This is a genomic window from Micromonospora vinacea (genome assembly GCF_015751785.1).
In the GTDB taxonomy this organism is placed as follows: domain Bacteria; phylum Actinomycetota; class Actinomycetes; order Mycobacteriales; family Micromonosporaceae; genus Micromonospora; species Micromonospora vinacea.
In genome coordinates this window covers 1,253,166-1,264,784 of sequence record NZ_JADOTY010000001.1, presented here as the reverse complement: position 1 = coordinate 1,264,784, position 11,619 = coordinate 1,253,166, and the positions used below count along the sequence as shown (strand labels likewise).

Annotated in this window: 10 protein-coding genes; 5 read left to right on the top strand and 5 right to left on the bottom strand. The window is 73.9% G+C overall.

All coding sequences use genetic code 11. The features are described from left to right. The first annotated feature begins 121 nt into the window (after nucleotides 1-121). Nucleotides 122-1,048, top strand: coding sequence for a DUF8832 domain-containing protein (locus tag IW249_RS06155; protein WP_196919875.1), 927 nt, complete (start codon nucleotides 122-124; stop codon nucleotides 1,046-1,048). Between the two features lie 119 nt (nucleotides 1,049-1,167). Here the strand turns inward: IW249_RS06155 and IW249_RS06150 are convergent, their stop codons facing one another. Further along, on the bottom strand, nucleotides 1,168-1,584 hold the full coding sequence (locus IW249_RS06150; RefSeq protein ID WP_196919874.1) for a helix-turn-helix domain-containing protein: 417 nt from the start codon (nucleotides 1,582-1,584) through the stop codon (nucleotides 1,168-1,170). Between the two features lie 247 nt (nucleotides 1,585-1,831). Between IW249_RS06150 and IW249_RS06145 the strand changes: the two genes are divergently transcribed. Continuing rightward, nucleotides 1,832-2,260 carry a hypothetical protein gene (locus tag IW249_RS06145; protein ID WP_196919873.1) on the top strand — a complete coding sequence of 143 codons (429 nt, stop codon included), beginning with the start codon at nucleotides 1,832-1,834 and terminating at the stop codon, nucleotides 2,258-2,260. Nucleotides 2,261-2,264: 4 nt separating this feature from the next. Here IW249_RS06145 and IW249_RS06140 read toward each other — a convergent pair whose 3' ends face one another. After that, nucleotides 2,265-3,425, bottom strand: a complete 1,161-nt coding sequence (locus IW249_RS06140; RefSeq protein ID WP_196919872.1) for a class I SAM-dependent methyltransferase — start codon at nucleotides 3,423-3,425, stop codon at nucleotides 2,265-2,267. 89 nt (nucleotides 3,426-3,514) lie between these two features. Further along, a complete protein-coding gene (locus IW249_RS06135; RefSeq protein WP_196919871.1) occupies nucleotides 3,515-5,200 on the bottom strand; it encodes a DEAD/DEAH box helicase in 1,686 nt (561 codons plus the stop codon). 328 nt (nucleotides 5,201-5,528) lie between these two features. On the opposite strand from IW249_RS06135, the gene IW249_RS06130 reads away from it, so the two are divergent. Continuing rightward, the gene (locus IW249_RS06130) at nucleotides 5,529-6,164 is read left to right on the top strand and encodes a ferritin-like fold-containing protein (RefSeq protein ID WP_307788532.1); all 636 of its coding nucleotides are present in this window, start codon (nucleotides 5,529-5,531) and stop codon (nucleotides 6,162-6,164) included. 75 nt (nucleotides 6,165-6,239) lie between these two features. Here IW249_RS06130 and IW249_RS06125 read toward each other — a convergent pair whose 3' ends face one another. Next, nucleotides 6,240-6,467, bottom strand: coding sequence for a DUF3107 domain-containing protein (locus tag IW249_RS06125; RefSeq protein WP_196919870.1), 228 nt, complete (start codon nucleotides 6,465-6,467; stop codon nucleotides 6,240-6,242). Nucleotides 6,468-6,531: 64 nt separating this feature from the next. Continuing rightward, nucleotides 6,532-7,170 (bottom strand): TetR/AcrR family transcriptional regulator, encoded by a 639-nt coding sequence (locus IW249_RS06120; RefSeq protein WP_030489514.1) that lies wholly within the window; start codon nucleotides 7,168-7,170, stop codon nucleotides 6,532-6,534. Nucleotides 7,171-8,378: 1,208 nt separating this feature from the next. On the opposite strand from IW249_RS06120, the gene IW249_RS34940 reads away from it, so the two are divergent. Next, a complete protein-coding gene (locus tag IW249_RS34940; protein WP_372433027.1) occupies nucleotides 8,379-10,619 on the top strand; it encodes a hypothetical protein in 2,241 nt (746 codons plus the stop codon). Between the two features lie 23 nt (nucleotides 10,620-10,642). After that, nucleotides 10,643-11,617 carry an alpha/beta fold hydrolase gene (locus tag IW249_RS06110; protein WP_196919869.1) on the top strand — a complete coding sequence of 325 codons (975 nt, stop codon included), beginning with the start codon at nucleotides 10,643-10,645 and terminating at the stop codon, nucleotides 11,615-11,617. Nucleotides 11,618-11,619 lie beyond the last annotated feature (2 nt).

Below are 11,619 nucleotides of genomic sequence, written 5' to 3'. Positions count from 1 at the left end.
GACGCGGCCGGACGCGGCGGTACCGTGGGCGGCATGACCGACCACCAGCCCGTCCGCCGCCCGTACCCCGGCGCGGACCTGACCGCCGGCGACGAGGCCGGCCAGGCGCTGGGCGTCGGTCGTGGCTGACGAGGTTCCCGCCGGGCCGGACAAGAGCACTCTCCGGCTGGCGCTGGTGGTCGGCGGGCTGGTGCTGGCGGTGCTGCTCGGCTTCGGCCTCGGCCGGCTGAACGCCAACGGTGCCGCCACCGGCAGTCCGTCGTTGGCCGCCGAGCACACCGACCCGCCGGGCGTCGCGCCGCACAACCACAGCTCCGCCACGGCCACCGATCAGGGCGCGGCCACCGAGCCGGGCGGTCTGGCGGTCAGCGCGGCCGGGTTCACCCTGGCCCCCCTGGCCACCGAGTTCGAGGCGGGTCGTCCCGGTCAACTCCGCTTCCAGGTGCGCGACGCGCAGCGCCGGCCGGTCACCCGGTTCGCCATCGTGCACGACAAGCCGCTGCACCTCATCGTCGTCCGGCGGGACCTGACCGGTTACCAGCACCTGCACCCGAGCATGGCGGCGGACGGCACCTGGTCGGTTGCGTTGACCCTCGCGCAGCCCGGCCTCTGGCGCGCGTACGCCGACTTCACTGTGGTCGCCGACAACGGCGCGCAAACCGCGGTGACCCTCGGCACGGACCTGGTGGCGCCCGGTGACTACCAGCCCAGCCCGCTGCCCGGGCCGGCCACCTCGACGACCGTGGACGGCTTCAGCGTCGGCTACCAGGGCACCCCGCAGGCCGGGGCGACAGTGCCGCTGACTTTCCGTGTCGACGGCGCTGGCGGTGCCGCCCCGCTGGAGCGGTACCTCGGGGCGTACGGGCACCTGGTGGCGTTGCGCGAGGGCGACCTCGGCTACCTGCACGTGCACCCGGAGACCGAGCTGGTGGACGGTCAGATCAAGTTCTGGTTGACCACTCCCGGTCCGGGCCGCTACCGCCTCTACCTCGACTTCCAGGTGAACGCCGAGGTCCGAACGGCGGAATTCACCCTCACCGTCCCCTAGGCTCGACCCCCATCCCTCCCGTTGATCATGAAGTTATTGCCACCCGCCGCAGCGTGTCGGGGCAATAACTTCATGATCAACGGCGCTTGAGCGGGAGTGGGAGCGGGAGCGGGACGGGGTTAGCCGGCTCGGCGGATGGGGCGGCGGGCCAGGTAGCGGAGCAGGTCGCGGATGTGGTGTTTCTCCTCGGCGGGGACCGTCGGGTCGGCCAGCCGGTCCAGGATGGCCCGGACGTCGGCCTCGACCGGGCCGTCGTCGTGGCGTCGGCGGGGCGTGGGACCGGCGTCGGGTAGCCCGAGCGCGCGGAACGCGGCGGCGACCGGCAGATCCAGTGCGGCGCAGAAGCCGCGCACCTTGGCCAACTCGGGGTAGTCGTGCCAATCGCCGGCCAGCCAGCGGAACACGGTGGAGCGACCCACGCCCGTGTGCGAGGCAAGATCAGTCACGGTCCAGCCACGTTCGTCACGAGCGTCATCGATGGCGCGCCGGACGAAGCGGGCGAAGGCCATCTGCGGTGATACGTCGGCGGATCCCATCCCTGTGTGTCTTCCCCTCCCGCCGGAGCACCGGGACGATGCGCCTTCCGAGGGTAGTACGCCCAGGGCCGGAAACAATTGACTGACCGCACAAACTGTCCCGTGGGTGAGACTTTTCTCTGGAAGCGTTTGTGCAGAACGAAAATTGCATCGAGCGATCATCATCGTTCTTCTATAAGCTCGGTGCCCGTCCCGACCTGGGGTCTGTCGCCTGCCGCGTCCGACCGGACCACCGCCGAGGAGCACCATGGCCGATTCGAGCCGCCCCCAGCCGTACCAGCCCGGTGCGGTGAGCCTCTTCTTCGTCGCCAAGGCCGGCGTCTTCGCGGCCGCGTTCTGGATCTGGTTGCTGGTCCTGGTGCTGCGCGCCGACTCCGCGACCGGCCTCCAGGTGCTGGCCGCCACTGGCACCATCACCACCACCCTGGTCGCGGTCCTGCTCGGTGCCCGGATGGCGTTGCAACACAACGCCGCCATCCGGCACGCCGAGGTGAAGAAGCTGCTTGTGGACATCTCCTGGAACGCCTTCGCGGCCGCCGGGAACGCCGAGACCGGGGGCAAGGTCGTACCATTCCCGACCGTCCCGGGCGACGCCCAGCGGCCCGGTGCCGAGCGGGTGTCGGTCCTCGACCGCGGTGTCAGCGAGCGCAACGGTGGCCGGGACCGCCGACGCTAGCCAGCTAGGAGGCGGGCGTCTCTCCGGCGGCCAGCAGGGCCTCCAGCCGGGGGGTGACCTGCCACTGGTCCACCAACTCGCGGTACTCCGCGCGCTGCGGTCCGGTCGCCTCGGCGCCGGTACGACGTGCGCGGATCAGCAGGTTGCGCGGTGTGTGCTGCGAGTCCACGAACTCCACCACCTCGGCCCGGTAGCCGTGCACCCGCAGCAGCCCGGCGCGCAGGGCGTCGGTGAGTACGTCGGCGAAGCGCTCGCGCAGGATGCCCTGCCGGGTCAGCAGCTCGTACGGGCCCGGGGCGGGGTGGGCGCGGAGCTGCTTCGCCAGATCGTGGTGGCAGCACGGCGCGGCCAGCACCCAGCGGGCCTCCCAACGCACCGCGCGGGCCAGCGCCTCGTCGGTGGCGGTGTCGCAGGCGTGCAGTGCCAGCACCAGGTCGGGGGCGGGGTCGACGACGGCGTCGGCGATCGTCCCGGCCACGAAGCTGACCTGGTCGGCCCAGCCCAGCCGCTGCGCCAGCTCGGTGTTGCGCCGCCGCTGGTCCTCTCGGACGTCCACGCCGATCAGCTGGACGTCGAGCCCCCGACCCGTCAGGTAGCGGTACGCGGCGAACGTCAGGTACGCGTTGCCGCAGCCCAGGTCGACCACCCGTAGCGGACCGGTCAGGTCGTCGGGCAGGGTCGCGGCCAGGGCCCGCAGGAACGCGTCCACCTGGCGGCGCTTGGCCGCCGAGCCGCCAATCTCGGCGAAGATCGGGTCACCGGGGTCGAGCAGGTATTCCTTGGCCCGGTCGTTTCCGCTGGGCGTCGCCGCCGGTCGGGACGTCGCGGCCCGGTGCACCTGCGCTTCGCCCGACTTGGTCACCCGCAGCTGGAGCGTCGCGTCGGCCGTCTCGACGTGCCAGTTGCCGAACGGCTCGGCGAGCAGTTCGTCGATCGCCGCTGTGGCCTCGGGACCGGAGGCGACGTTGCGGGTGTACGGGCGAGCGCCGTCGGACGTGGTGATCTGCATCCGAGGCCCGGCCTTGAGCGTCACCGGCCGCAGTTCGGCCCGCTCAACGGTGGGGCGGCGGCCGCGTCGACGTCCGGCGGCGACCGCCCGGGTCAGCGCGGGGTCGAGCAGCAGCGCCCGAACCTCGGTCAGGGCGGCGTCCAGTGGTTGCGGCATCGTTCCATCTTCGGCAGGTGGGGTGGGAGAAGGGAAACATCCCCCGCACCGCGCGAGGCGGTGCGGGGGATGTCAGGTGTGGCTGGTGGTCAGTCGGCTGTCGCCTCGGCCGGCGTACCCGCACCGGAACCGCCACCACGGCGGCGTCGGCGGCGGCGCGGCTTGGACGCCTCGCCGTCGGACGCGGCGGCCGGCTCGGCGGGGGCGTCGGCGGAGATCACCGCTGTCGCCTCGCCCGGGACCACCTCGCCGGCCCGGCGGCGACGCCGGCGGCGCGGGGTACGGCTGCCTTCGTCGGCGGCGTCGCCCGCAGGTGCCTCGGCGACGGCCGGCGTGCCGGCGTCGGAGCGGTCGCGGCGGCCATCGCTTCGACCACGGCGCTCGCCGCGGCCCTCGCCACGGCTCTCACCGCGTCGGGGGCCCCGACCACCGCTGTCGCCCCGACGGGAGCGGGTCGTTCCACCCAGATCCTCTTCGATCTCGGCGGACAGCCCGGCCCGGGTGCGCTCGGCCGTGGGCAGCGTGCCGCTGACGTCGGTGGAGATGTGCAGGTCGGTGTAGAGGTGCGGCGACGTGTGGTACGTCTCCGGCGGCTCCGGCATCTCCAGACCGAGGGTCTTGTCGATGATCCGCCAGCGCGGCATGTCGTCCCAGTCGACGAAGGTCACCGCGACACCCGTCGCGCCGGCCCGGCCGGTACGACCGATCCGGTGGGTGTAGGTGTCCTGGTCTTCCGGGCAGTCGTAGTTGATGACGTGGGTGACGCCGGTGACGTCCAGCCCGCGAGCCGCCACGTCGGTGGCGACCAGAATGTCGATCTTGCCGGCCCGGAAGGCCCGCAGAGCCCGCTCACGGGCGCCCTGGCCGAGGTCACCGTGCACCGCGGCGACCGCGAACCCGCGGAAGTCGAGGTCCTCGGCGACCCGGTCGGCGGCCCGCTTGGTCCGCGTGAAGATCATGGTCAGGCCACGCCCCTCCGCCTGGAGGATGCGCGCCACCACCTCGACCTTGTTCATCGAGTGGGTGCGGTAGACCAGCTGCTGGGTCTGCGGGGACGGGCCGGTCTCGGCGGTGTGCCCGGCGTGGATCGTCATCGGCTGGCGCAGGAAGCGCCGCGACAGGGTGACGATCGGATCCGGCATGGTGGCCGAGAAGAGCATCGTCTGCCGGTCTTCCGGCAGCATCGCCAGGATCTTCTCGACGTCGTCGAGGAAGCCCAGGTCGAGCATCCGGTCGGCCTCGTCGAGGACGAGTGCGTGCACCCGGTCCAGACGGAGGTGCTTCTGCTTCTGCAGGTCCATCAGGCGGCCGGGAGTGCCGACCAGGATCTCGACGCCCTTGCGCAGCGCGTCGATCTGCGGCTCGTACGCCACGCCGCCGTAGATCGGCAGCACCCGGACGCCACGCGTCCGGCCGGCGGCGGCCAGATCCTTGGCGACCTGGATGCCCAGCTCACGGGTGGGGACGACGACCAGCGCCTGAGGGACACCGTCGCTGCCCTCGCCCGGGGCGAAGACGCGGTCGAGCAGCGGTACGCCGAAGCCGAGGGTCTTGCCGGTGCCGGTGGGCGCCTGACCGATCAGGTCGACGCCGCGCAGCGCGATCGGGATCGCGTACTCCTGGATGGCGAAGGCGCGGGTGATGCCGGCCGAGGCCAGGGCCTCGACGGTCTCGGCGCGGGCGCCGAGTGCGGCGAACGTGGGGGCCTCCGGTCGAACCGGGGCGATGGGGGCCAGTTCCTGGCCGTCCAACAAATCTTGAGTCAGGTCGCTCATGTGGATGTGGGGGTGCCCTCTCGTGGGTGCGCCCGTCATGTCCTCAGGGCGCGTTCGGTATGACGCGGGCCACACGGTCGGCGGCAGATTGCCGAGCCGGACCGGGCCGCACGCGCGCCGCGGGCTGAGCTTCGATCAGATCGGCGCCCACGGCAACTGCTCCATGTTACCTGAACAGGCATGCCCCCGTCCCGATTCCCGGTCGGCCACCCGCCACGCGGGGCAAGTAAATGTGACCCACGCCACTTATTGCATGTCCGTCGAGTGGGGCTGGGGTGCGACGTGCGCGGGACGCGCCCGAGGGTCGGCGCGCGGTAACCTGCCGCTCGTGTCTGATTTCGCCGTCGCTGACCTGTTGGGTCTCGTCGCCTTCGGCGAGCTGCTCGCCTTCGAGCGGATGGCCGGGGACGCCCGGCTCGCTCCCGACCTGCGCCGCCGGGCCGCGCTGAACGAGATGGCCGCGGCCGAGATCGCCAACTACCGGCGCCTCGCCGACCGGCTCACCGTGCTGGGCGTACCGCCGGAGGATGCGATGGCGCCCTATGTCGAGCCGGTGCAGGCGTACCACGACTCGACCGAGCCACGGGACTGGGCGGAAGTGGTCACCAAGGCGTACGTCGGCGACGCGATCACCGACGACTTCGTTCGCGAGATCGCCGATGCGCTGGAGGAACCGGACCGGGCGTTGGTGCTGGACGTCCTGCACGACTCCCGGTACGCGGACTTCGCCGCGGCGGAGATCCGGGTGGCCGTCGCTGACGACCCCCGGGTGGCTGGTCGGCTCTCGATGTGGGCCCGGAGGCTGGTCGGAGAGGCGTTGTCCCAGGCCGGCCGCGTCGCCGCCGAGCGGGCCACCCTCACCGCGCTGATCGCGCGGGACGGCCGGGTCGACGTGCCTGGGCTGTTCGGCCGGCTCACCACCGCGCACACCGCGCGGATGGCCGCCGCCGGGCTGAACAACTGACCGCCCGGCTGGTCGGGCCGGTGCCGGCCTGCGGCAGGTGGGCCGAGTGCCGACCTGCCGCGATGGCCGGACCGGTCAGCGGACGGTGAACCCGACCGCCCGGGACGACGCCTCGGCGATCTCGACGTAGGCGACCTTCTCGATCGGAACGATGACCCGCCGGCCCTTCTCGTCGGTCAGGGACAGCGTGCCGCCGTTGCCGGCGAAGGCGTCGGTCACGATCTGCTCGATCTCGGCCGGCGACTGCGCGCTGTCCAGTACCAGCTCGCGCGGCGCGTACTGCACGCCGATCTTGACCTCCACTGTGCCTCCTCAACTGGGGCGAAAGAACCGCCCTGCGAAGGCTATCCGATCACGGGGTCGGCGGTCAGGCTGACTCACCTTGCAGCGGGAAGCTCGCGATGCCCCGCCACGACAGCGCGGCCACCAACGCCTCGGCCTCGGCCTTCGGCACCTGCCGGCCGCCGGCCAGCCAGAACTGCGCTGCCGTCTCCGCCGCGCCGACCAGCCCGGAGGCCAGCAACTCGGCGTGCGCCCGGCTCACCCCGGTGTCGGAGATGATGGTGTCGGTGATCGCCGCGATGCAGCCCTGCTCGACCCGCTCCACCCGCTGCCGCACCGCCGGGTCGTTGCGCAGATCCGACTCGAAGACGAGCCGGAACGCCTCGCTCTCGTGGTCGACGAAGTCGAAGTACGCCCGCACCGACGCGCTGACCCGCTCCTTGTTGTCGCTGGTGCCGCGCATCGCGTCCTGCACCTGAGCGACGATGGCGTCACAGTGCGTGTCGAGCAGCGCCAGGTAGAGATCCATCTTTCCGGGAAAGTGTTGGTAGAGCACCGGCTTCGAGACCCCGGCCCGCTCGGCGATGTCGTCCATCGCGGCGGCGTGGTAGCCCTGCGCGACGAACACCTCCTGCGCCGCAGCGAGAAGCTGCTTACGACGCGCGGAGCGGGGCAGGCGGGTGGGCCGGCCGGCGGTCTGTGCACCGTTCCCCGCAGCGGTCATGGGATCCTCCGAGTTCTCCGTACGAGCCGGCATTTTCCCCCCAGACCGGGCGAGGCCCGTGACCTCGGTCGTGGAAATGGCCCGCCGCTGTAACTTATCGCCACTCTCGGCACACGGTAGCCTCAGCGGGGGCGACCAAGGAGCGCGCGGTGAGTGAAACAGGGCAACCCGGAGCCGCCACCCCGGGAGAGCACGGTGACGGAACGGGTCAGCACGACGACCCGAGCCGTTCCGTCAGCGGGTGGGCACCTCCGGCGGGTGGGTGGCCCCGAGCCGCCGACCGTGAGGACGCCCGGGACGAGGCGCCGCGCTGGCAGCCCGACCCCGCGTCGGGCTGGCGGACCTCCTCGACACGGCACGGCGACCTGCCATCGCCGCTGGTCGGGCGGTCGGGCGACCCGGAGTCGCCGGCCCGCACCAACGGCCACCACGTCAACGGCACGCACCACCCGGATGACGTCAACGGCGTCCCGCACCCCGGTCTCGAACCGCCCGTGGGACGCACCACCCCGGTGAGCGCACCGCCGGGGCTACCCGCCGAGGGTCGCCCCGGGGCGGCCAGCGACCGGCTCGTGGTGCCCGCCCAACGTCCCGCCCCGCCAGCGGAGCAGGGTGCCGCCGAGCCCGACCCGGGCCCCGCCCCACAGTCCACCGTCGATCCGGCCGCCGCGCACCGTGCCCGCTGGGCCGAGCCCGGGTTGCCCACCTCGGCCCCACCGGCCGTCCAGGTGCCGCCGGTCGGCACCGCGGCGTCGGGCTTCGAGGTGCCGCCCGGCTTCCACGCGCCGACCGGCGAGCGGTTGGCCGCCGACGAGAACCCGACCGCACCGCGCGACTGGCGCGACCCGCTCGCACCCGAGCACGCGGCGACCTCGGGGCGCACCCCGGGCCCGGCCGGGCCCGCCGACGACGGTGAGCCCGGTCGCGCTGCCGAGGGTTCGCGCCCGGCAGAGACACACCGCACCGGGGACGCGCACCGGGCCGGTGACACGCACCGTGCCGGGGAGTCGCCGGCCATCGAGCCCGACTGGTCGGGGCCGAGCTGGAACCGTCCCAGTTGGGGAGGCGGGTGGGCCCCGCCCTGGTCCCGTCAGGACGATGAGCCGGCTGGGCCGGCAGCACGGGACGAGTCGGCACCGGGCTGGGTCGCCGAGCCCAACCAGCCGTACGAGCCGGTGCGCGCCGAGGTGCCCCGCCCGTACGAGCCGGTGCGCGCCGATCCGCCCCGGGCGTACGAACCCGGCCGGGGCGAGTCCGAGCCCGCGCCGGAGCGCAACGCCGAACCGACCAGCGCACCGCCCGCCGACCGGCCGTCCTGGGCCGGTGGTGCGACGCCGACCAGTGGCCCGCCCAGCGGCCGGCCGTCCTGGGCGGGGTCTGGGGCGACCGGCGCACCAGCCGACCGTCCGTCCTGGGTTGGCGGGGGCGACCCCGACCCCGCCAGCCCGTCGCCCGCGCGGCCGTCCTGGGCCGGGGGATCCGATCCGACGCCGCCCAGCGTGCCGCCGGCGCGGCCGTCCTGGGCTGGCGGGTCCGAGGCGGCGACAAGCGTGCCGCCGGTACGACCGTCCTGGGCTGGCGGGTCCGAACCGCCCGCGACCAGCGCGGCGCCGACGCGGCCGTCCTGGGCCGGCGGTTCCGATCCGGCGCCGATCAGTCCGGCGCCGCCCAGCTCCCCGCCGATGCGACCCTCCTGGGCCGCCAGCCCGGCACCGGCTGACCCGCCGGCATCGGCCGAGGCGACACCCCTGGCACCCGCAGGGCCGCCCCCGGCACCGGCCGGGCCACCTCCCACGCTGACCGACGCGCCACCGGCTCCGGCAGGCCCGTCGCTGGTGACGGAGCGACCGTCCTGGACCAGTGCTTCGCCCACGGCGAGCAGCAGTTCCCGGGCCGAGCGGCCGGACTGGTCCGAGGGCCGGCTCCCCGCCACCCCGGTCGAGCGCCCGTCCTGGCCGGCCAGCCGGTCGGCCAGCGCCGGTGGGGGTGACGGCGGCGAGACGCCCGGCCGGTCCCGGCCCGAGAGCCGGCCGATCGCACCGTTCCGGCTCCGGCCGGCGACACCCGAGCCGGGTCCGTCACCCGTCGAGTCATCCCAGCCGGCCGCGCCGGCCAACGAGTCACCATCGAATGACGTCACCCCGTCATCCACCGCGGCGGTCCCGCCCGCCGCCATGAACGGTCCCGGCCGCCGCGATCAACCCGCACCGACGTCCGCCTCGTCCTACGCGGCGCGCCGATCCGCCCCCGACCCGACGTCGCCGGTCGAGGATGGCCGGCAGTCGGCCCCGAGCGCCGTGGTGTTGCCGCAGCGCGTCCCCGCGGAACCGGACGTGCCCGTCGTGCCGGAGCCGCCAGCCGTGGAGCCGCCCGCCGAAACCCCGGAACTCGCCCGCATCGCCACCCACCTGCGTCGGGACGACGAGCCAGCCCCGCTGCGCGAGCGCCCCGAGGGGTTCGATGTCAACGCCATCCTGGACGCCGTCCGGGAGGTGGCCGGTGTCCGCGACGCGGCCCTGCGCCGTACACCGGCCGGGGCGCACAGCCTGCGACTGGACCTGGCCGACGGCGCCGACCCGGCCGAGGTGAGCCGGCAGGTCGCCCGGCTCCTCCAGGAGCGGATGGGGTTGGCCGCGGCCCCGCAGAACGTGCCCGGCCTGCCCACCACGCCACCTCCGCCGGTTCGCCGTCGCGCAGCCGACCGTCCCGCCGAGCGGCGTACCCCGGAAACTCGGAACGCGGCTTCGCGCGAGCCCGGCGAGGTTCGGGCGGCCGAACCGCCGACTGTCGTCCGCCCGCCCGGCGGCCGGGTCGAGGCCCCGCAGGCCGGCCCGGAGCAGCGGACCGGCCCGGACCCGACGCGCCGCCGGCGCACGAACGCTCCGCACCGGGGTCGCGCCACGGTGGAGGAACCCGGATCGGTCTCGTCCGCGCCGGCCGGCGCCGCGACCGGTAGCCCGGCGACGCTCGGCACGTCGTACTCCGGTGGTCAGGTGACCACGACGGAGTCGGCGCCGTCCCGGCCGCTGGAGACCGGCGGCACGCCGGGGCCTCGGGTGGTGATCGACCACGTGCAGGTCAGCACCTTCGGCCTGGACGCGAACGTGGAGGTCCGGCTGCTGGCCGGGGGCGACAGCGCCTCCGGGTACGCCACCGGGCCGGCGGTGGACGGCTACGTGCTGCGGCTCTGCGCGGTGGCGGCGGCGGCAGCGGTGGACGAGTTGCTGCGCGGCGCCGAGAACGCCGAGCGGGGGCGCTGCTTCGTCGAACACGCGGCCGTGGTGCCGTTCGGCAATTGCGAGGTGGCCACCGTGGTGGCGCTGCTGGTCTGTGAGGGTTGGGTCGAGCAGCTCGCCGGGTCGGCCCTGGTCGCGGGTGATCCGCGTCAGGCGGTGGTCCGGGCGACGCTGGCGGCGGTCAACCGTCGGCTGGAGGCGCTGCTGTCCTGAGTGGTTCGAGGCAGACTGGAGCGATGAGACGCGCCACTCTCTGGCCGGACCACCTGCTCCCCGACGACCGCGTTCCGCCGCCGTGGCCGGGCCGGGAGGTCCGCCTCGACGGCCGGGTCACGTACGTCCGGGACACCCCGGCCACCGCCGCTGGCGCGGAGCCGGCGCTGTACGTGCACGGGTTGGGCGGGTCGTCGCAGAACTGGACCGACCTGGCCGGGCTGCTCGCCGACCGGCTGGACGGTCAGGCCATCGACCTGCCCGGCTTCGGCCGGAGCGAGCCCGGCCCGCGCTACACGATTCCGGCCTTCGCGGATCTTGTCGTCCGCTGGATCGAGCATTCCGGTCGAGGCCCGGTGCACCTGTTCGGCAACTCGCTGGGCGGGTCGGTCGCGGTCCAGGTCGCCGGGCTCCGGCCGGATCTGGTCCGCACCCTCACCCTGATCTCCCCGGCGCTGCCGTTCCTGGATTTCCGGCGCTCGTTGCAGGGGCGGATGCTGCCGGTGCTCGCCATTCCCCGAGGTGAGCGGCTGGTCGCCCGGCACCTCACCCAGCTCGCGCCCGAGGTGATGGCCCAGCAGGTGCTGGAGGCGTGCGTCGCCGACCTCAGCCGGATCTGCGATCAGCGCCGGGCCGAGGCGCTGGAGGAGATCCGGGTGCGGTACGAGGCCGAGCACTACGCCGCCGCGTACGTCCGGACGTTCCGTGGGCTGGTCTCCAGCTTCCTGCGTTCGTACCTGCCCGGGCCGGGGTCGCTGTGGCGCCTCGCCGAGGCGGTACGCGCACCGACCCTGGTGGTGGGCGGTCTGCAGGACCGTCTGGTCGACGTGCGGGTCGCGCCGCAGACCGCCCGGGTCATTCCGGACAGCCGATTGATGATGCTCAAGGGCGTCGGCCACGTGGCGCAGTTGGAGGTTCCCCGGCTGGTTGCCCGCGCGGTGGTCGGCCTGCTCGCCGAAACGGAGGACGCCGCGGGGCGGTCTGATCTGGCAGGCTGACG

Bases quoted from the DNA above. Each gene is read 5' to 3' on its own strand.
- IW249_RS06150 (WP_196919874.1), bottom strand. From the start codon at position 1,584: ATGGGATCCGCCGACGTATCACCGCAGATGGCCTTCGCCCGCTTCGTC.
- IW249_RS06145 (WP_196919873.1), top strand. From the start codon at position 1,832: ATGGCCGATTCGAGCCGCCCCCAGCCGTACCAGCCCGGTGCGGTGAGC.
- IW249_RS06140 (WP_196919872.1), bottom strand. From the start codon at position 3,425: ATGCCGCAACCACTGGACGCCGCCCTGACCGAGGTTCGGGCGCTGCTG.
- IW249_RS06135 (WP_196919871.1), bottom strand. From the start codon at position 5,200: ATGAGCGACCTGACTCAAGATTTGTTGGACGGCCAGGAACTGGCCCCC.
- IW249_RS06120 (WP_030489514.1), bottom strand. From the start codon at position 7,170: ATGACCGCTGCGGGGAACGGTGCACAGACCGCCGGCCGGCCCACCCGC.
- IW249_RS06110 (WP_196919869.1), top strand. From the start codon at position 10,643: ATGAGACGCGCCACTCTCTGGCCGGACCACCTGCTCCCCGACGACCGC.